The following is a 20187-nucleotide window of genomic DNA, read 5'->3' as shown; positions in this document are numbered from 1 at the left end:
GTTGAAAAGTAAAAGATGTGCAGCCATTTTCGTCAAAATAGTTGACTGTTACGACGCTCGGGACTCGCTATAATTCAAATTACGAAGCGATAACGATTCGACTTCCGGGGAGGCGCAAGAGTTGAAGATGAAAAAATGGGCGGCAGCGGGACTGCCGCTGACGATGGCGGCTATGCTGGCGACCGCTTGCGGTGGCAATACGAATGAAAACGGGGGCCAAGCGGCGACCGGCGCTGCGGGGACGACGGCGCAAGAAAGCGCAGGCGAGAGCCAATCGGCCGCAGCCGACAAAGATCCGGTTACGCTGCGCTATCTGACCTGGGATTACTCCGACCGGACCGTGTCCACGGACGCTTGGATCGCCTCGCTGAAAGACAACATGCAGATCAAGATCGATATGCAAAACGTCCCGACCGATCAATACAATGTGACGTTAAAAACGAAATATGCCGCCACCGACTTGCCGGATCTGGTAAAGACGCACGGCATCGACAGGCAGCTGAACTTGAGCGAAAAGCTGACCATCGATCCCGACCAGTTTGTCGATCTGTCCGATCTGCCGGCGATCGCCGACTTTGTCCCTTCGGTCATCCAGGATCGCAAGTCCAATCAGGCAGGCAAGCTCTACTACGTACCGGTCTCGACGAATGCGCTGGGCGTGCTTTACAACAAGAAGACGTTCGCGGACAACGGCATCGCGATTCCGACGACGCTGGATGAATTCATCGCCATTTCCGAGAAGCTGAACAGCGCGGGCGTGACGCCGATCGCCGCGGGCTTCAAAGACTCGTGGACGACCCAGATCATCCCCTTCATCGCGTTTGGGCAGTACGTAAACGCCAAGCATCCGGAGGCCAAACAGCAACTGGCGGACGGCACGCTGACCTACGCGGATCTGAAAGAGGACGTGCTCAAAGCGCTTAACGTTCAGTTGGACTGGATCGATAAAGGGTTCTTCCAGAAAGACATTCTGGGCACCGACATTAACGTCGCCAGCCAAATGGTCGGCACAGGCAAAGCGGCCATGTTGATTAACGGCACATGGCAGCTGGGCGCGGTGCAGGCTTCGAATCCCGATGCGGAGATCGGATTCTTCCCGCTCCCGCTTAACGCGGCAGGGGAAAAGACGATTCTGCCGACGTCCGCCGACGAAGGCATCTTGATCAACGCGAAATCCAAACATCTGGAGGCCGCGAAAGAAGCGCTTAACGCCTATTTGAGCCCCGAAATCCAAACGCTCGTCATCAACGATCTGAAAGGCATTCCGACGAATACGAAAGTTCAGGTGACCGATCCCTTCGTCAAGGAGGTTCAGACGGCGATGACAGCCACGGACGTCCAGTCGGACTGGTGGGGAGGCAACGGCTACTATCAGCCGAGCGGCACCGCGTTCAGTATGGATAAATCCCTGCAGAACTTGATCGCCAAGGGAATTACGCCTGAGCAATTCATCGCCGATTATGACGCGGCGAACGCCAAGGCGCTCAAGAAGTAAACGAGGCAAGAGCAGTCCATAACCGCGGTCGGCGGCTTGCGAAGCGCCGGCCGTTGTTATTAGAAAGAAGGGAATCGCAATGATGCTGAACCGGAACAAGCAATGGAAATTCGAGCTCCGATGGTTCGTTTTCGTTCTGCCGGCGTTGGCGTTCTATCTCGTTTTTTTTCTATTGCCGACACTCAGTTCCTCTTATTATTCGCTCACGGATTGGGACGGCGTCCGTAGCCGTTTTATCGGACTCGACAATTATAAGGAACTGTTGTCGGATAAAATGATTCAGGAGTCTTTCAAAAATACGGCACTCTACACCGTCATGATCACCATTCTTCAAAATGTGCTCGGACTAGGCGCAGCGCTTGTTCTATCCAAGGCTTTTCGGGGCGTAACGGTCATCCGGATGTTAATTTTCATGCCTTATATTTTCAGCACGCTGCTCATCGGCTACGTATGGGGATTCATTTTGGAACCGAACATCGGCGCATTGAACCACCTGCTCGACGCGGCTCATCTTGGGCAGCTGAAGCTAAGCTGGCTGAGCGATCCCCGGACGGCTAGATGGATGATCATATCCGTGACGATCTGGCAATGCCTCGGCTATTCGATGGTCATCTACATCGCGGGATTGCAGGGGGTGCCGAGCGATCTGTACGAATCCGGCAGCCTGGACGGCGCCGTCGGCTTTCGGAAGTTTTGGTATATTACGTTTCCGCTGATCGCGCCGGCTTTCACGATCAATATCGTGTTATGCCTCATCGGTAACCTCCAGCTTTTCAACCAGATCTACGCGCTCACAGGGGGGAGGTCCCGGCTACGCGACGGAATCCGTGGCCACCATGATCTATCAGCTCGGGTTCGGAAACGGCATTCGGTGGGGCTACGGCTCCGCATTGTCCGTGACGCTGTTCGTCTGCATCCTTTTTATAACGCTTGTGATGGTGTCTTATTTGCGCAAGAGAGAGGTGGAAATGTGATGCAGCTGACATTTCCCCGTATTGGAGGCATTGTCGGCAAGCTCGCGTTATGGGTGTTGTCGATCGTATTCGTTTATCCGATCGCACTTGTATTCCTATCTGCGGTCAAGTCCAAAACAGAGCTTGCCAACAATCCGTTCGGATGGCCGACAGACCTTACACTCGATTCCTTTCATAAGGCTTTTCAAACGATGCACTATTTTCGTTCGTTCGCCAATACGGCGCTGATCGGCGGCATCGCCATCGCCGGCGTCGTCCTCATGGCCGCGATGGCTTCCTACGCCATCGCCCGGCGCAACAACCGGTTCTACGGATCGATCTACTATCTCTTCTTGGCCGGTATCATCATTCCGTTTCAGATGGCGATGATTCCACTGTATAAACTGCTGTTAAGCTGGCACCTCATCAACTCGTACCAAGGCGTTGTATTCGTCTATTTCGGCATGCTGGCGCCTTTTTCCGTATTCCTGCTCAGCGGCTTTATCCGATCGGTGCCCCGCGAGCTGGACGAGGCGGCTTATGTGGACGGAAGCGGGATTTATATGACGTTCTTCCGAATTATCCTCCCGCTGCTCAAGCCGGCCGTCACGACGATTACGGTTCTGGATCTGTTTACGGTTTGGAACGACTTCCTGATGCCGATGCTCTTTCTTTCGAATAACGCCAAGATGACGATCACCGTGCAGCTGTCCGCCTTCCAGGGCATGTACTTCAATGATTGGTCGCTGATTTTCGCCGGCGTATGCTTGATCGTGCTGCCGATGCTTGCCGTTTATTTGTTTGCCCAACGATTCATCATTAGCGGCATCACGGCCGGAGCGATTAAAGGCTGAAGACTGACGACGAGGGGGATTAAAAATCGCTCGACGATCCCGACACCGGTTCTATCCCATTCGGCGCCCGAAAGAGGCGTCGAATTTCGGTTTTTTTTGGATAGACTTGCGAAGCGGAGGCTTGGTACACTTGCGAGAAGCCTTAATGCTGGAGGAATCGGCATGATAAGAATGTCCTTCGCGAACAATATGAGTTTGTTCTACAAACTGTTTTACGGCATTTTGACGATTCTCGTCTTCGTATTGACGTTGTCCAGCGTTTCTTCCTATTTTTACTCACGCTCGATTTTCAGGGAGCAGGCGATCGATTCGACGGCCAGGCTGGTCAGCAACATCAACACGGGCTTCGAGGATAACCTGGACCAGATCGACCGCATCATTATGTCGATCTATTCGGAAGTCGATCACAATTCGTCGCTCAGCCTGAAGCAGATATTGACGACGCCGGGCTATAACAGCCTGAAAGATCAATTGAACGCCTTGCAGGTGATGGAGAGTTTTTTTCAACGTCTCATGAACTTGCGGAAGGACTTCAACAGCATCTATATCTATGTGTCTCCCGAAAAGCAGTTCTCTTATGCCGCCTATGGGCGGAACATGCCGGATTATTCGCCGGTAGGCGAGGACTGGTATAGCGAGACGGTCAACGCGGGCGGCAGAACGGTCATCTTCGCGCCTCACGATCCGTTCCAGCTTCAATATAATCAGAAGGTTGTTTCCTTCTCCCGCGTGCTTCGAGGTTTATCGCAAGACATGGATACGGCGAACGGCATTATTCTGATCGATTTGTCCATGGAAGCCATCGACAGCATCGTCAAAAAGGGCGGGCTTGATTCAGCTACGGGTGTACTGCTGCTGGACCGCGACGGAAAAGTCGTTTACGAAGGCGGGGCGAACATCGGTCTGGACGAACAAGCCGTTCGTAAATTAACTTCCCTGAAACCTGGCGAGCGGACATTGACGACGGAAGGGAAAAGCTACTTCGTCTCCCTTAGCACGATTGAAGCGGTGGGGTGGAAAACCGTAACGCTGACGCCTTACGCGCAGATGAACCGATTCGGCAATCGACTCTTGCTGTTCGACATCCCGCTCGGTTTAACCGCTCTGGCGATGACGGCGCTGCTGGCCTACTTGCTTTCCAGGAAGCTGTATCAGCCTCTTCAGGAGCTCAAGGCCGGCATGGCGCAGATTAAGCAAGGCAACTTCGATCACCGCCTCGAAGTGTCCTCGAACGACGAGTTCGGCAATCTGGTTTTTAGCTTCAACAAAATGACCGGCACGATCAAGGAACTGATCTTGGAGAAGTACGAAGCGACGCTTGCCAAGCGGGAAGCGGAATTCAAATATTTGCAGTCGCAGATTAATCCGCACTTCATCTACAATACGCTTCAGATCATAAGCGGCATGGCGATGCTGTACAAAACGCCGGATATTCACACGGTATCCAAAAACTTGGCCAAGATGCTTCGCTACAGCATTCGCCTGGACCGCGCGATCGTACCGGTCCGCGAAGAAATCGAGAACATCGTCTGCTATATGGACATTCAAAAATCGCGGTTCCGCGGTTATTTCGATTATGAACTGATAATCGACGAGGATACTTACGTCTGCGAGACGTTAAAGCTCGTTCTGCAGCCGGTCGTCGAGAACGCGATCGTTCACGGGCTGGAGCCCAAGGAAGAGGGGGGACGTGTCGTCGTCTCCTGCAAAGCGGCGGATAACCGCCTTCGATTCGAGATTCTCGACAGCGGCGTCGGCATGGACAGGGAACGCCTGGCGCACGTCATCGCGCGGCTAGACCGATCGGACTCGCCGGAACGCCCGACTGCCGACACGAAGTCGAACTCCATCGGTCTGGCCAACATCCACAAGCGGATTCAGATGCTTTACGGCCCGGAATACGGAGTGGCGATCGACAGCGTGAAGAACGAGTGGACCAGAGTCCGGATCGACATGCCGCTAACGGCGAATAGGGGGGGAGTGCGTCTAATGCTCAAGGTCTTGATCGTGGATGACGAGGAATGGACCCGAATCAGCATACGGGAAAGCATCGATTGGGGCGCGCTCGGGATGACGATCTGCGGCGAGGCGCGCAACGGCCAAGCGGCGCTCGAAGTGATCCGGTCGTCGCATCCGGATATCGTCATCTCCGACATCCGGATGCCGGTCATGGATGGGATTCGGCTGCTGGAGCACATCGATGCGGAATTTCCGGACATCTTCGTCATTCTGCTGAGCGGCTACGCGGAATTTGAATATGCAAGGAAGGCGATCGGGCATCGGGCGTTCGATTACTTGCTCAAGCCCATCGACGAAGACCGGCTGCGGGATACGATGAGCAAAGCGGCGGTGAAGCTGCTTGAGGCCGGGACTCGCAGAGACGAAGTGAACCGGATGAACAGGCAGTTGAACGAGATCGGCACGATCCCGCTGGAAAAATTTCTGACCCGCCTTGTCACGGGCACGGCCGGCGGCATGCGGGAAATTCGTTATGCCATGGCTAAGCACGGCGTGAAGGCGGACTGGGAATGCCTGGCTGTGTCGGCGCTTAAGGCGGATAACTTCCAGGCGGTGTCCGAGAGGCGTTACGGCAACGATGCGGACCTGACCGGCTTCGTGCTGCTCAATATCGTCAGCGAACTGCTCCAAAAAGAAGCGGGGTGGCTCGTCTATCGTTTTTACGGCAAGAACGACTTGGTCGTTCTGATAAAGGGAGCGGAAAGCGAGAACGAGGAAAACTTGACGAAGGCGGTTCGCGACAAGCTTACGGAAGTCGCGGCGGCTTTAAACGATACGATCGGCATTCGGGCGAAGGCGGGCGTTGGCGTACCCGTCTCGCTGCTGAGCGACGTCCATCATTCTTACAAGCAAGCCATGGAGGCGCTAGGCAGCGTCGGTTTTTTCGGCGTCGGCCCGGTTTTGGTTGCGCGCGAGGTCAGCGGCCGCAACGATAGCTACGTCTTTCCGGAGGATAAGGAAAAGGCGGTGCTGTATTATCTTGAGAACAGCTATACGTCGCAGATCGAGGCGTGGATCGAAGACTTCTTCGCGGATTGGGCTTCGAACGGGACCGCCCGCCCGGACGGCATCCGGCAGACGTTGCTGGAGTTGATGGTAGGCGTACGGAAGCTGCTGGCCAAATACGGCATTCAGCTGGAGGAACTGCTGGGGCAACGCAACTTGCCCGACCTGCTATGGCAGCGGCTGGACTCCCTTCGGCAGATGGAAGAGTGGCTGCAAGACAGCTTGCAAAGAATCGCCGGCGCGATCGCCGACAAGCGCAAGACCGGCTCCCGCAAAGCGATCTCCGACGTGATCGGGTTCCTTCACGCTCATTTTGTCGAGGAGATTACGCTGTATTCCGTCGCGGAGTCCTTCTATATGAATCCGGCGTATTTGTCCCGATTGTTCAAGCAAGAAGCGGGCCGGACGTTCAACGAATACTTGAGCGAGATCCGGATGACCGCGGCCGCGAATCTGCTGTCAAGCGACGAAGAGCTGAAAATCGGGGATATTGCCGCATTGACGGGGTACGAAAACGTCACCTATTTCATGAGGAAGTTCAAGGAGCATTTTGGACTGACGCCTTCCGAATATCGCAAGCAAAACGTCGGAAGCAAACCGGGCATGTAAAAAAAAGTGCAGCGAATCACGTAGAACTTGTTGAATGTTCAAAGAAACAGCCGCGTTTATAATGAAAAACGAAGCGGGCGGTTTTTTTTGAACGCGCAATTTGAAAGCGTTTTTTCAGGCGTGTTCGCCGCTTTACAATCATCGGGAAATGGAGGCGTACGAAGAGACGGGCTCCGTCGGAACCTGCCTCGCGAATGACAAAAGAATTTATTTCGAAGGAGAGAATCATTTGTGATGAGCAATGTGAAGAAGACGATCCTAAGCGTCATGATGTTCGCCGTGCTGGTCGTCGGCGTGTGCTTGTTCTCGAACGTAACATGGGCCGCATATACGCCGAGCATTGAAACGAGCCCGACTTTGCCGCAGGACGACGTCGTCGTATACACCGAGAAAGTGACGGACTTCGGTGCCGTCCCGAACAATTCGTCGTTCGATAACACGACGGCGTTTCAACAGGCAATCGACGAAGCCTATGCGAATGGCGGCGGAATCGTATACGTACCCGCGGGCCATTGGCGGTTGAACGGCACGCTCGTCCTGAAGAGAAAGGTCACGCTGCGCGGCGAATGGAGAAATCCCGACATCGCGGGCAACGAGTCGGCACAAGGGACGATCCTTGAAACGACGGCGAACCAGAACAATCCGGGCGGCGCTCCTTTCATCAAAGTCGCTTCGAACGCGACGGTTAAAAACTTAAGCATTTGGTACCCGAACCAAAGCTTCTCCAGCCCTTCAAGCTATCCGGCTGCGATGGCGGACGGCGCATTCGACGCCGATGACGACTTCCATCATGGCTTCGCAGTCGTCAACGTAACGATCTATAACGCGTATAAAGGCATTGCGACGGGCAACACCTTATACTCGCAGGAGCCGTTGATTCGGAATGTCATGATGACGGTCCTGAATACAGGCGTGCACCAGAAGAACGACTGGAACTTTGGAAATACGGAAAGCGTGCACGTGTCGACCAAGTACTGGGTCAATTCGGGGCTGGCAGGCGCGCCAAGCTCGGGAGCGAACCAGACGATTCTGCAATCGTATACGCGCGCTAACCTGACGGGCGTCGTGCTTGACGGTCATATCGACGGCATCAATCTTTACGATATCCGTGTCGAAGATGCCAATGTAGGCATCGAATGCGCAAACCGCTGGACACAAATTACCAATATTTCGCTGAACAACGTCAACACGGGCGTATATTACCACTACGCCGGCGGCCTTAACGCGGGGAACTCGCTGGTAGGGGGGACGATCAACGTCCTGCCGGGATCGAATACCTACGGCATTAAGATGACGCAGGTCGGCCAAGTGCTCATTCAAGGGATTACGATCGGCGGAACGCCGACCAACAGCGTCTACTTCGATTCCGGCACGGAAACCTTGAATCTCATGAAAATGACGTTTAACGGCTGGACCGATTCGGCTGTGAAAGTCATACAGGGAACCGCGCTGATCGAGGCGTCGTCCTTCAACGCAGGAGGAACGCACATTTCTTTGGATAGCAGGGTGAAATCGGCTTCGATTCTCGGCAATGCTTTTACAGGATCGCCTTCGATCGTGTACGCACCGTCGCCGCAAATTTATATCGATCATACGCCGCTCGGCATTCCGGACCTGCCTTCGATCGCCACCGCCTATACGATGCTGAAGGAGCGGAAACCGGCCAATCCGAACAATTTCTATAACATCACGACGTACGGCGCGGTGAGCGGGATCTCGAGCTCCAGTACCGACAATACGACCGCCATCCAGAATGCGCTGAATGCGGCATCCTCCGCGGGCGGAGGCACCGTCTTCGTGCCCGCCGGCTACTGGATGGTAAAAGGCCAGCTGACGATCCCGACCGGCGTGGAGCTCAGAGGCGTGGCGGAAGCCGCTTCGATGGGCGACAACAGAGGCTCGACCCTGTTCTCCTACGCGAACAAAAACAATGCGGGCGGTACGCCGTTCATCACGCTGAACGCCGCGAGCGGCTTGCGCGGGATCATGGTGTATTATCCCGAGATGGGAACGAGCAAATCGACGACCTATCCGTACTCGATCAAGGGGAACGGCAACAACATCTGGATTCGCGACGTCAGGCTTATCAATTCGTGGAACGGCATCGACCTGGCGAGCGTACGATCCGACAACTTCGAGTTGTCCGGCGTGTCCGGCAATGTCAGAAACGTCGGAACTTTTGTCAGTAACGGTTCGACCGGCGGCAAGATGGAGAACCAGATGCAAGCCTGGACAGGCGAAGGGGCGGAGAGCGCGGCGCTCGCTTTCCCCAACAACACCTATCGGGGCAATCTGTCGCTCGCCAGCACCGCATCGCCCTGGCTGTTCGGAAACACCTCCAATATTACCGCGCTGCAGTTGAGCGTATATTTGCCGGATACTGGGGTCGACGCACAGGCAGCGGGACTGCGGTTCGTCAATAACGGAGGCACGACGAATAACTTCACATGCATTACGTGTCAAACGGATGCTTCGTCTACTGCGCGGGTCGATGCCGGCGGCACGATCAACCTGGTCGATTTCGGGGGGACGCAGACCGGGCTGATTACCGGTTCGGCGTTCGCAGGCACGCTGAATGTGTTCGGATACCGGTATGCCGATCACGGCACGATGGTCAATATGAACGGCGGCACGCTCAATGCGTATCAATTCACCGCTTCGCCGGAAGATATCAAATTCCAATTGAACGGCGGCACATCGAATTTTTACGGCACCAATTTGACGTACCCTTCGCCGTATACGTCGTTTAATGTAGGCGCTTCGATCACGGCGGCCAAAATCGTAGGCGGAGCGGGCGCGGGAGGCATCGGCATCGCGAACGGCGCGGGATCGAAGCTGACGGCGAGCTATAATGTCGATACGAAGTATGTCAACAAGACCGCGACCGCGACGAGCTCGGTGGAAGACGCGAACTGGGGCGTTCAGGACGCCGTGGACGGCAATCCCAACTCGGTCGCCGGATCCATGGGCTGGTCCAGCAATTCGTCGCTGTCGGTGAATCATACGGAAGCGCTCACCGTGGACATAGGCAGCGTCAAATCGCTCGGCAGAGTCGATCTGTATCCGAGAAACGACGGCGCGAACACGGGATACGGCTTCCCGGTCAACTTTACGATCCAGGTATCGACGAACGGATCTGCTTGGACGACAGTCGTTACGAGAACGGGTTATGCGTTGCCGGGCAATGCGGCGCAAAGCTTTACGTTTGCTCCGCAAGCGGTCCGATACGTCAAGATTGAAGGAACGAGCCTGCGGCAGAACCCGAACGACGGCAACTTGTATCGCATGCAATTCGCCGAAGCAAGCCTGCTCGCGGTTGCCGGCGTCAGTGCGACCAGCTCTGTCGAGGATGCGAGCTGGGGCATATCGAGATTGACGGACGGCAATCTGACGAGCGCGGCCGGTTCTTACGGATGGACCAGCAGCAATAACGTCGGCACCAACCATACGGAATCCGTTACCTTGGACTTGGGGATGGCGCAGCCGATCACGACGGTGAATTTGTACCCGCGCTCGGATGGGACGAACGCAGGCTACGGCTTCCCGGTCGACTTCACGATCCAATTGTCGGCGGACGGGACGAACTGGACGACGGTCGTGACCCGTACGGCGTATCCCAAACCGAGCAGCGGAGGCGCGCAGTCTTTTGTTTTCACCGCTCAGACGGCCCGATATGTGAAAATCGAAGGGACGAGTCTGCGGCAGAATCCGAACGACGGCAATCTGTATCGAATGCAGCTCGCGGAGGCGCTCGTTTATTAATAACCGGCTGCTGGAGTTGGCCTGATTTGAAAACGGTAGCCATTTGTATCGAGAGACCGCCGGGCACCAGGCCTCCGGCGGTCTCTCGCATCAGAATGCTTTTGACGAAACGCCTCTGATTGTTACACGATTCTCAATCTCCTGCAACAGGGTGGTTGTCTATTGCGAGACGCTCCGGTATGATGGATGAAAAAAACGAGGAGCCGACTATGAAACCGTACGAATTGCCGGAAGCCATGCTGTTCGATCTGGACGGAACGCTGTTCCGCACCGAGACTCTGCTGGAGGAAGTGCACCGCCGCGTTTTCGCCACCTTGCGCGAGGAAGGTTTATACATAGCGCCCGAGCCGCCGATCGAGCGCTTGTTAGGCTCGCTCGGCATGCTGCTCGAGCATATTTGGCAAAAGGTGATGCCCGACGGCTCGCAAGCCGCGCAGGATCGCGCGAATGTACTGCTGCTGCAGTACGAGCTGGAGGAGCTGGAGAACGGGCGGGGCGATCTGTACGAAGGCGTGCCGGAAGTGCTTGGCGAGCTCAAGTCGCGCGGCGTGCGGCTGTTCGTGGCCAGCAACGGCCTGGAAGCCTACGTCAAAGAAGTGCCCCGGCTAAGAGGCATCGGCGAACTGTTCGAAGGCTTCTACAGCGCCGGCGAATACGGCACGCGCTCCAAGGTTGAGCTCGTTCGCTTGCTGCTCGCGCAAAGCGGCGCGAAGTCGGCGTGGATGGTTGGCGACCGTCACTCGGATGTCGAAGCCGGCAAAGGCAACGGCCTGTTCACGGTCGGTTGCGACTATGCCGGTTTCCGTCGCGAAGGCGAATTGGACGACGCGGACGTGCGGATCGGGCGCTTTTCCGAGCTGCTGGAATTGGTGCGCTGAAGCCGGGACGACAAAATAAGGAGTAAGCTCCGGCGGAGCTTACTCCTTATTTTGTCGAAACGATGCAGGCATCGTCTTGTTTTATGAGGCGAAGCAAAAATGAGGAAGCCAGGTTCAGAAGAACGGACCTCCGCCGATGCCGCCGATGTCGGGGGTCTCCGCAGCGAAGCCGCCGTCAACCGGCAGCACGACGCGCGCCGCGGAACTGCCCCCCCGTCTTCGTCCTGCCGGATGCGGATCCGCCGCCGGCGCCCGCGCCTCCGCCGCCGGCCCCAAGGCTGGCGGCATCGGATCTGGCCGGCATGCGGCTTTTGCCGGTGCGCGCGAGCCGCCGCTGGCGGTGAAGCCACGCCGCGTACTCAAGCGGCCGCGACAGTGCCGTCAGGTACACGTCGCGCTCGCCTGCCTGGGCGAACACCTCGCGAGAGGGCTTCGGATTGACCTCGAGCAGCCAGACGCGCCCTTCGCGGTCGATGGCCAAGTCCAGCGCGAGCTCGCAGAGCGCGCCGTACGTGCGCTCGAGATGCCGCGCCACGCCGATGCCGAGCGTCTCGGCGGTCTTGCGGATCTGGCCGATGCGCTCCTCGCTGCCGATCCATTCGCGCAGCAGCTTCTTCATGGGCACGGCCTTGCCGCCTCCGTGCAGATTGCTCGTGATGCTGCGGGGCGGCCCGACGCGTCCGGCGCAGCCTGTCACCGTCCATTCGCCTTCGCCGTTTTTCTGCACGAGCATGCGGTAATCGTGCACCCGTCCGCTCGGCAGCCGGATATGCAGCCCTTGCTGTACGATATATCGGTCTCCGTGCTTATCCCACGACCGCAGCACGCCGGCTAGCTGCTCCTTGGACACCCGCCTCGGCGTTACGATACGCCGGCCGTGATCGCGGCCCTGAACCGCGTAGGTGCCGTCCTTCATCCGTTCGACCCGCAGGATGCCGCGCCCTCCCGTGCCGTTGATCGGCTTCACGTAGACGAGCGAATGCTTGCGCAGCATCGCCTGCACGTCTTCGGCAGCGTCGTAGAACCGGGTCGAAGGCAGATGGGGCTCGAACGCGGCCACCTTGCCGAGCGTCCGGTGAACGGTCCACTTGTTGCGCAGCGGGCGGTTCAGGAACGTCAGGTGGCCGTACTTCCGCCGGAAGGCGAGCAGCCGCTGGAATCGCTGGCTGCGCTGGATGCGGCAGCGGTCGTAGATCAATTGCGGGAACCGGACCCACCTGCGCTCCCATGTCCGTGAATCCGGACTGTAGAACATCGCGAAGATGCGTTCGCCGTCGTCGTCGACGTCGTCCGGCGTGAAGACGAATACGTTGAGGCCTTGCTTGCGTCCGATCGCGGTCATGCGCGCATAGACGGACTTTTCCTCCAACATCTTGCGGTCGTTCAAATACAGGGTCAATATGCCAAGCATCGGCTGGGCCGCCACGTTCGTCACCTCGGTTCGGATTGTGCCGCATGGGCAAACGCCCCGGCTTTGCCGTTCATTGCGGCTTTACCTTCGGTCCTGGTTGCGACGCCGGTGGATATAATGGCCGTATTGGAAAATGCGCTCGAGCGATTTTTTGCGAATATGCGGCTCGTCGAACTTCATCGGCTTCGAATTCGCCTCGAAAAACCACAGATGTCCGTCCTCGTCGACCCCGAGGTCCATCGACATCTCAAACAGCCGGCTGCGCGAGGAACGCTCGATCCGGGCCGCCAGCACGAGCAAGGTCTGACGGACCTTCGCGAATACCTGCTGCGCCTTTTCCGGCCCGAACACGGCGGCGAGCAGCCGCTCCGGATCCTCGATCGTGCCGCCGCGCGGCACATGCGTGGTGATGCTCGACGAGCCCGCCATCCGCGCGCCGATGCCGGTCAGCTCCCAGGCGCCGTCCGCGTTTTTCTGCACGAGCGCGCGCAGGTCGAACGGCCGTCCGTTCACCTTCGCCAAGGAGATGCCTTGCTGGGCGATATAAGGCTCGGATTGGGTTTTCGTATGAGCGCGCACCCGCAGCCAGAGCCGGTTCAGCGTCGAGCAGTGGTACGTGCTGCTGCCTTTTTCATCCTGCACCTGCAGGCGGTAAGGCAGGTTTTTTTTCGGGCGAGATCCTGACCGTCATGATGCCGACGCCGGCCTTGCCCATGACGGGCTTCAGATACAAGAGCGGATGGCGCCGCAGCATGCCGGACAGCACCGTCTGTTCGGTCAGCCGCCTCGTCTCGGGGACGTAGCCGCGCGTCGCTTTGTACTCGCTCAGCCATTTGAACAGCGACCATTTATTGAAAAACCGCCGATTGAAAAACGCCATGTCAGGCTGGCTGGCGATTCGAGCCAGTTTTTTGCGCACCCAAGGCAGCCTCTCGTCCTCGCGAAGCGGAATACGGTTGTATACGAGGGTCGGACGCGGGAACCAGGATTTGAGCCATAGATCCTTCGAAGCGTTATAAGTGAAGCCCAGCACGCGCGGCGAGGTGAGCTTCAGATTGCGGACGGTCACGACGTAAGCCAGGAAACCTTGTTCCTCGCCGGTTTTCAGCAGATCGGCGAAGTTCTGACGGTTGCCTCGGAACAACTGCAGGTCGTCGTCGATCGTCAGGATCGCGAGCACGGGCTTCTCCTGCGCCTGCACGTTCGCGGCTCCGGGCGCCAAGGCGAGCGCGCCCGGTTCTGCTGCGGCTGGTCGTACCATCAGGACTCATCCTTCCTGCGGAATTTGCTGAGATAGAGACAGTGGTCGAGGATATATTCGAGCGAAGCTCTGCCCTGCTCCTTGAGCGCGGGATGCTTGAAGATCGAGCGGCCCGGCTTCGCGTTCGCCTCGAACATCCAGATCTCCCCGTCTTTGTCGATGCCGATATCCAGGCCGAGCTCGCCGAGCGTATGCGAATAGTTGCGTTCGATCGCTTCGGACAGCTTGACGGCCGCGTCTTTGGCATTTTGCAGCACCTCGGACGAGCGATCGCCGAACGTCCGGCTCAGCGCCTGTTCGGGCGTCATGAGCTGTCCGCCGTTTTTAACGTGGGTCGTCACGCTGCCTCGGCCCGCTTTTTTCGCGCCGATCCCGGCTACGACCCAACGGTTTTCTCCGTTTTTGTGCATGTGGAAGCGAAAGTCGATCGGGCAGTGGTCGATCTCGATGAGACGGATTCCCTGCTGCACGACATAACCGGCCAGGCGCGCGCCGTGGCGGGCCCTCAGCATGCGCATCAGGCTCGCGAAGCTGGTGAATCGAAGCAGGACGTTGCTCGTGCCTCTCCGGTAGCGAACGAAGTAACCTCGCTTCGGATGGTACGTCAATCGGTAGATGCCCATGCCGAGGCTGCCGCCCGTCGGCTTGTAGTAGAGGAAGTGATGTTTTTCGAGCAGTTCTTTGATTTTCTCTGAAGTCGGATTGTTGATCGATTCCGGAAGATGGGCGAGCGCCTCCGGATCGTTGTCCAGCAGGCTGTACACGTCGGATTTATTAAAGAAAGTCCAGTTAAAAATCGGGATGCGTCTTCGGACGAACTTTTCCCGCAGGGAGGTGATATAGCTGCCGGTCTCCGCGCGCCTGCTCGGGAGCCGGTTGTACACGACGTCAGGCAGCGGCACGACGCGGCGCACCCAACCGCCGCCGCCGTCGAGGAACCAGCCGTGCACCGTTTCCTGCTGCCAGTTGATGTCCTTGGGCGTGAACGCGAAGAAATAAGCCTTTTTCTGGCCGACCGCGAGCAGCTGCTTGACGAAGCCGGTCCGGGCGCCGAAAGGGGCGGTCTGCGAGCGGTCCCCGTCCGTCAGCACGCCGATCAGCGGCCCGAGCTGGATCTCGTCGCCATTCGCGTCGGCCAGGTAGACGTTGCCCGATTTGGGGACGCGGACGGAGCGTCTGAGCCCCGCGGACAGGAAGACGTGATGCCCCTTGCGCTTTACGGTCTTCAGGGCGGCAGGCACGACATCCCGGCCGAGCTTCACGTTGATCGTTCTGCGGCCGTCAATTTTCAGCATTTTGGCGAGCGGGCTGGACAGCCATATGACCTTCTCCGCCTGCTGCGTGAAGTGAACGTTGCACAAGGTCAAACTCATGACATACCCTCCCAGATGATACAAGCAGGATGTAACGCGCATAGGCCAAAGGGTTGTGAATCGCATCCGACATCGCCGCGTCCCCGGCTTCCGCCATGGACGCGCGTCCGGGTTTCGTGTTCGCTTCAAGGAACCAGACCCGGCCCTCGCGGTCGATGCCGTAGTCGAGGCCGAGCTCCGCGAAGCGGCCGTACAAATGCTCAAGGCGGGCGACGATGCTGTCCGAAGCTTCGCGGATGCGCTCGAGCAGCCCCGCCGCCGTTTGCTCGCCGAACAATCCGGCGAGATAAGGGCCGGGCGGCCGGGCGACGCCCCCGCCGTGAAGATTGGCCGTCACGGATTCGGGCGTCCCCGTCCTGACCGCGATCCCGGTCATTCGCCAGACGCCGCCCCCGTCCTTCTGCATGAGCGCGCGCAGATCGAAGGGCTCGCCGTCCGGACCGCGAAGCGCGAGAAGCGGCTGCATCAGGTACGGCCGGCGGCCGATCCAGGCGCGGATCTCGCGCAGCGCTTCGCGGCGGGGGAAGCCGCGCGCGCGCACCAAGCCCCCGGCGGCGTTCCGGCCGCTCAGCGTCCAACGCCCGCCCGGCGGCGCCTCGATGGCGAGCGCGCCTTTTCCTTGCGAGCCGTCCGAAGGCTTGAGGAAGGCGGAGCCGCCCCTCGCCTCGATCCAAGAGACGAGCGAAGCTATTCCCCGGTAGGCGGCGGACGGCGGCAGCAGCGGGCGAATCTCGGGGCAGCGGGACAGCGTCCGCAGCACGGCGGTCTTGCCGGGCAGGCTGCCGTTCAGCAGCCTGAAGCCGCCCGACTGCCGCATCGTTCGCAGCGCCGCGAGGCTGCGGTCCCGGGACTCGCGGCCGTCCGGCCATAGCCGGTCGTAGAGCAGGAAGGGCGCTTCCACCGTCTCCCGCCGCCAGCCGCCGGCGTCGTAGCGCCAGCCGGCGACCGCGTTCGTGCGGCTGTCCCAGGTTGCGGGATCGAAGGCATACGCGACGAGCGCATGCCGGGATGCGGCGGCCATAAGACGCCGGATGAAGTCCGCTTCGGCGAACGGCGCCGCCGTTCCCCCCGTGGACGTATTCGCTTCGTTCGCTGACCAAAATGCCGATCGGGCGCAGCTCGCGCACGTTCGCCGGGCTTTCGCTTCGCGCACGGGTGCGCCGTACGCTGTACGCCGTACGACGTTCGCCGATCGCCGTACGCCGGGCGCCGCTTCCCGCGCCGTCAGAATCCTGCAAGGTAACGGGCATATTGAATCATCATCCGCACGGACGGGCGGATTTTCCCCTCGTTTAGTGGCGTATTGTCGTTTTTAGAAGGCTTCGAATTCACTTCCAGGAGCCATACCCGCCCCGACGTATCGAGCGCCAGATCGACGCCGAGCTCGCCGAAGTGGGCGGAGATGCGTTCGTCGACGCCTTTGGAAATATCGAGCGCCGCCCTGTGCAGGCGCGCCGAAACGTCCTTGCGGGCGCCGGGCGCCATGTTCGACCTGGCGACCGCTTCCTTCACCGTGGACAGCGTGCCGCCGCGCGCGAGGTTGGAAACGTAATGCTGACTGCCCGCGATTCTGCCGACGATCGAGGTGACGACCCATTTCCCCGAAGCGTTTTTCTGCGTCAAAGCGCGGAAGTCGACGGGCCGGCCGCCGATCTCGATGAGCGTCAATCCTTGCTGGATCAAATACCGCACCGTTTTCATCTTGTCGCCGATCGCCGAGAATACCTTCATCAGGTTCGGATACACCTGCTTGCGCGTGCCCATGGGGGTCGTGAACGATGCCGTCCAGCCCTCCGGGCCCGCGCGGCTTAACCGGATGATGCCTTTGCCCAGACTGCCGCGCACCGGCTTGAGGAAGACGGACGCGTATCTGGCGCACATGCGCTTAAGCGTCGTGTAGCTCTGCAGCGAATGGGATTCGGGCAGATAGCGCAGCACCGCGGGGTCGCCTTTGAGCGCGTCGAACACTTCGGATTTGTCCAGGAATTTCTCGTTGAACACTTGGGCGCCGTAGCGCTGCTTGATGTCGATCAGAAATTGTTGGACGCTTGATTTGTTCTCGAGCTTGCGAGAGGTCAGCCGGTTGTTCACAACGTCCGGCGCCGGGAGGACGGCCTGATGCCAGCCGCCTTGATATACCCAGCCCTCTACGCCGCCGCTCCGCGAACCGATGCCGCCGGGCGTGAAGAAGTAGACGAACGCGCCCTGGCTGCGGCAGGCGTCCACCAGCTCCCGGCAAAACATCGTGATGCTGCCGAAAGGCTTGTCGGGCTGGGTCGGGTAGTCCCGGCTGACCAGCACCCCGATGACGGGACCGAGCGACAGCGTGCGGGACCCCGGCCGGTACTGAAGGCGCAGCGGCGTGCCCGAAGCGAGACCCATCCGCCTGGCCAGGGCGTGCCCGACGCGAAGCCCGTCGTAGCGGGGCACGGGGATCACGGTGACCGAATGGCGAAAGGAACCGAACTGCAGGATGAGCTGCTGCTGGGCCGGGATTTTGGCTGCCTTCATCACCGAATCCCCCCAGCATCAGGACGTCATCGGCCATTATGCCGGAGCTTACGACCTGGACGTCGACCTTTGGGGTAGGCATGTGGACGGCTCCTTCCAACGTGCTCGCAGTCCGCCCTCGAACGGCCCGTGCGGGGCCGCCTTGCGGACGCAGGCGAGAATACACCATCATATGAGGACATCTATCCTTAGGTGATTGGCCGACTCCGCCTAAAAAACGCTATACTGGGTACAAACGAACGATCGGGGATGCTTGGAGATGAGGGATTACCCGCCTCTTTGGACGCGTCACGCGAACGGGATCGTGCAGCTTCGGTTGCCGCTTCCGTTCGCGCTGAAGCAAGTCAATGCGTATTTGCTGCAGGCGGACGACGGTTGGACCGTCGTCGATCCCGGGCTGCGCACGCAGGAAGCCGAAGTCGCATGGGAAACGTTCATGGCTCAGTCGGGCATCGAGTGGCGCGACATCGCGCGGATCGTCGTGACCCACTACCATCCGGATCATTACGGCCTTGCGGGCTGGATGCAGGCGCGCACGCGCGCGGAGGTCTGGCTGTCGGAGACGGCCGTCCGTTATGCGCGGCGCCTGTGGGGGGGAGGTCGAGACCTTCTCCGCTGAACTGGTAGAAGCCTTCCGCGCGCACGGCCTTCCGGAGCAGCTGTGCGCCGGCGTGCAGGCGCATTTGGAGAGCGTCAAGCGACAGGTGCAGCCGCATCCGGTCCGAACGCGCACGATTCAGGCGGGGGACATGCTGTTATTCGGAGGGGCGCGATGGGAAGCGATCGGCGGAGAGGGACATGCGCCGGGACATCTTGCCTTTTACGATCGCGAACGTCTGATTATGCTGTGCGGCGATCAGGTGCTGCCCGACATCACGCCGAACATCGGCTGGATGGCGGGCGGGGACCCGGACCCGCTCGGCTCGTATTTAGCGAGTCTTGACCGCATGGCGGCATGCGAGGTCGTCATGGCGTATCCGGGACATCGGGAGCCGTTCGACCTTTACGGCAGGCGTGTGGCCGAACTGCGCGACCATCATGCACGGCGCCTCGCGCGCATGGCGGCGCTGGCGGCGGAGCTGGCAGTCCAAGACGAGGGGCGCCTCACGGCGTTCGCCATGTGCGAGGCGCTGTTCGGCGGGCGCATCGGCGGCAATCCGCACAACCTGCGGTTCGCGATGGCGGAGACGATCGCGCATCTGGAGCGGATGACGTTCGCGGGGACGCTTGTCCAGGACCGCGTGGACGCTCGGGCTGCCGGAACCCCGCGCATCTATTATCGGCCGGCACGCTGAGCGCCGGCCGTTCCGACGCCGCGGCGCGGCCGCAACACGGCGTCACACGGGCGACGCAAGAAAAAACGCCTCCGCGAAGCGCGCTTAGACGCTATTCGCGGAGGCGTTTTTGCTGCAAAACAGGGAGTTGCTTATTCGCTTTGAGCCTGTTCGGCGAGCGCTTCCTCGACGGCTTCGCGCTCCGCCTGCTTGCGGTGGGCGATCCGGCTGGCCGCGGACGCGGCGATGGCGCCGACGATATCGTCCAGGAACGTATGGACGTCCTTGCCGTTTTTCTCGTTAAGCTTCTTCAGCACGCCGGGCTTGAACTTGTCGACGTAGCCGAAGTTCGTGAGGCCGATGCTGCCATACACGTTGACGATGCTGAGCGCGAGCACCTCGTCGCAGCCGTAGAGGCCTTCGTCATGCCAGATCATGTTCTGAAGCGGGGGCAGCAGCTGGCCCTGCTCCGCGAGCATGTCGAGCTGAATGCCGGTCAGCACGGCGTTCTGGACTTCGCGTTTGGACAGGACCGCCTCCACGTTCGTCACGCATTCGTCGAGGGTCAGGTCTTTGAAATAATCCTTTTGCAGCAGCATGACCAATTGGCCGATCTGTTCCTTCGTGACTCCGCGCTTGCCGAGCCAGTCCATGGTCGCTTGGGCGACTTCCTTGCTATTAAGCCGGTAGTTGGCCGGATTGGACATGACGCACACCTCTTTCTTGTCTTCGCTCTCCCATGCGAGCGATCACGATCATTATATTCCTCGCCCGCGGCGGAC

Annotated in this window: 14 protein-coding genes; 7 read left to right on the top strand and 7 right to left on the bottom strand. The window is 59.1% G+C overall.

Annotation, left to right across the window (positions count from 1 at the left end; all coding sequences use genetic code 11):
- Nucleotides 1-127: 127 nt before the first annotated feature.
- The 5 genes from OMP38_RS04830 (at nt 128) to OMP38_RS04810 (ending at nt 11575) form a co-directional block, all read left to right on the top strand.
- Nucleotides 128-1495 (top strand): ABC transporter substrate-binding protein, encoded by a 1368-nt coding sequence (locus OMP38_RS04830; RefSeq protein ID WP_277565169.1) that lies wholly within the window; start codon nt 128-130, stop codon nt 1493-1495.
- A gap of 79 nt (nt 1496-1574) precedes the next feature.
- The gene (locus OMP38_RS04825; protein ID WP_277564102.1) at nt 1575-3302 is read left to right on the top strand and encodes an ABC transporter permease; all 1728 of its coding nucleotides are present in this window, start codon (nt 1575-1577) and stop codon (nt 3300-3302) included.
- A gap of 162 nt (nt 3303-3464) precedes the next feature.
- Nucleotides 3465-6935: a response regulator gene (locus tag OMP38_RS04820; RefSeq protein ID WP_277564101.1), complete on the top strand. Its 3471-nt coding sequence runs from the start codon at nt 3465-3467 to the stop codon at nt 6933-6935.
- A gap of 234 nt (nt 6936-7169) precedes the next feature.
- On the top strand, nt 7170-10697 hold the full coding sequence (locus tag OMP38_RS04815) for a discoidin domain-containing protein (RefSeq protein ID WP_277565168.1): 3528 nt from the start codon (nt 7170-7172) through the stop codon (nt 10695-10697).
- Between the two features lie 209 nt (nt 10698-10906).
- Entirely contained in the window at nt 10907-11575 is a 669-nt protein-coding gene (locus OMP38_RS04810; protein ID WP_277564100.1) for an HAD family hydrolase, read from the top strand.
- Nucleotides 11576-11750: 175 nt separating this feature from the next.
- On the opposite strand, the gene OMP38_RS04805 is transcribed toward OMP38_RS04810, so the two are convergent.
- The 6 genes from OMP38_RS04805 to OMP38_RS04785 form a co-directional block, all read right to left on the bottom strand.
- Nucleotides 11751-13001 (bottom strand): YheC/YheD family endospore coat-associated protein, encoded by a 1251-nt coding sequence (locus OMP38_RS04805; protein ID WP_277564099.1) that lies wholly within the window; start codon nt 12999-13001, stop codon nt 11751-11753.
- A 66-nt stretch (nt 13002-13067) separates the two neighbouring features.
- Nucleotides 13068-13628, bottom strand: coding sequence for a YheC/YheD family protein (locus OMP38_RS34420; protein WP_338130403.1), 561 nt, complete (start codon nt 13626-13628; stop codon nt 13068-13070).
- Nucleotides 13618-14247 carry a YheC/YheD family protein gene (locus tag OMP38_RS34415; protein WP_338130402.1) on the bottom strand — a complete coding sequence of 210 codons (630 nt, stop codon included), beginning with the start codon at nt 14245-14247 and terminating at the stop codon, nt 13618-13620. Before OMP38_RS34415 ends, OMP38_RS34420 begins: the two co-directional genes overlap by 11 nt.
- Nucleotides 14247-15620: a YheC/YheD family endospore coat-associated protein gene (locus OMP38_RS04795; protein ID WP_277564098.1), complete on the bottom strand. Its 1374-nt coding sequence runs from the start codon at nt 15618-15620 to the stop codon at nt 14247-14249. The genes OMP38_RS34415 and OMP38_RS04795 overlap by 1 nt, the downstream gene beginning before the upstream one ends.
- A complete protein-coding gene (locus tag OMP38_RS04790) occupies nt 15529-16773 on the bottom strand; it encodes a YheC/YheD family endospore coat-associated protein (protein ID WP_277564097.1) in 1245 nt (414 codons plus the stop codon). The genes OMP38_RS04795 and OMP38_RS04790 overlap by 92 nt, the downstream gene beginning before the upstream one ends.
- Nucleotides 16774-16844: 71 nt before the next feature.
- Entirely contained in the window at nt 16845-18131 is a 1287-nt protein-coding gene (locus OMP38_RS04785; protein WP_338130401.1) for a YheC/YheD family endospore coat-associated protein, read from the bottom strand.
- A gap of 259 nt (nt 18132-18390) precedes the next feature.
- Between OMP38_RS04785 and OMP38_RS04780 the strand changes: the two genes are divergently transcribed.
- The gene (locus tag OMP38_RS04780; RefSeq protein ID WP_277564096.1) at nt 18391-18750 is read left to right on the top strand and encodes an MBL fold metallo-hydrolase; all 360 of its coding nucleotides are present in this window, start codon (nt 18391-18393) and stop codon (nt 18748-18750) included.
- Nucleotides 18707-19426: an MBL fold metallo-hydrolase gene (locus OMP38_RS04775; protein ID WP_277564095.1), complete on the top strand. Its 720-nt coding sequence runs from the start codon at nt 18707-18709 to the stop codon at nt 19424-19426. Before OMP38_RS04780 ends, OMP38_RS04775 begins: the two co-directional genes overlap by 44 nt.
- A gap of 131 nt (nt 19427-19557) precedes the next feature.
- Here OMP38_RS04775 and OMP38_RS04770 read toward each other — a convergent pair whose 3' ends face one another.
- Nucleotides 19558-20112: a phosphatidylglycerophosphatase A family protein gene (locus tag OMP38_RS04770; RefSeq protein WP_277564094.1), complete on the bottom strand. Its 555-nt coding sequence runs from the start codon at nt 20110-20112 to the stop codon at nt 19558-19560.
- Nucleotides 20113-20187 lie beyond the last annotated feature (75 nt).

Source organism: Cohnella ginsengisoli (assembly GCF_029525555.1).
In the GTDB taxonomy this organism is placed as follows: domain Bacteria; phylum Bacillota; class Bacilli; order Paenibacillales; family Paenibacillaceae; genus Cohnella; species Cohnella ginsengisoli.
The sequence above is the reverse complement of the archived record's forward strand: the minus strand, read 5'-3'. Positions and strand labels throughout refer to the sequence as shown.

Bases quoted from the DNA above. Each gene is read 5' to 3' on its own strand.
- OMP38_RS04830 (WP_277565169.1), top strand. From the start codon at position 128: ATGAAAAAATGGGCGGCAGCGGGACTGCCGCTGACGATGGCGGCTATG.
- OMP38_RS04825 (WP_277564102.1), top strand. From the start codon at position 1,575: ATGATGCTGAACCGGAACAAGCAATGGAAATTCGAGCTCCGATGGTTC.
- OMP38_RS04820 (WP_277564101.1), top strand. From the start codon at position 3,465: ATGATAAGAATGTCCTTCGCGAACAATATGAGTTTGTTCTACAAACTG.
- OMP38_RS04815 (WP_277565168.1), top strand. From the start codon at position 7,170: ATGAGCAATGTGAAGAAGACGATCCTAAGCGTCATGATGTTCGCCGTG.
- OMP38_RS04810 (WP_277564100.1), top strand. From the start codon at position 10,907: ATGAAACCGTACGAATTGCCGGAAGCCATGCTGTTCGATCTGGACGGA.
- OMP38_RS34415 (WP_338130402.1), bottom strand. From the start codon at position 14,247: ATGGTACGACCAGCCGCAGCAGAACCGGGCGCGCTCGCCTTGGCGCCC.
- OMP38_RS04795 (WP_277564098.1), bottom strand. From the start codon at position 15,620: ATGAGTTTGACCTTGTGCAACGTTCACTTCACGCAGCAGGCGGAGAAG.
- OMP38_RS04785 (WP_338130401.1), bottom strand. From the start codon at position 18,131: ATGAAGGCAGCCAAAATCCCGGCCCAGCAGCAGCTCATCCTGCAGTTC.
- OMP38_RS04780 (WP_277564096.1), top strand. From the start codon at position 18,391: ATGAGGGATTACCCGCCTCTTTGGACGCGTCACGCGAACGGGATCGTG.
- OMP38_RS04775 (WP_277564095.1), top strand. From the start codon at position 18,707: ATGCGCGGCGCCTGTGGGGGGGAGGTCGAGACCTTCTCCGCTGAACTG.
- OMP38_RS04770 (WP_277564094.1), bottom strand. From the start codon at position 20,112: ATGTCCAATCCGGCCAACTACCGGCTTAATAGCAAGGAAGTCGCCCAA.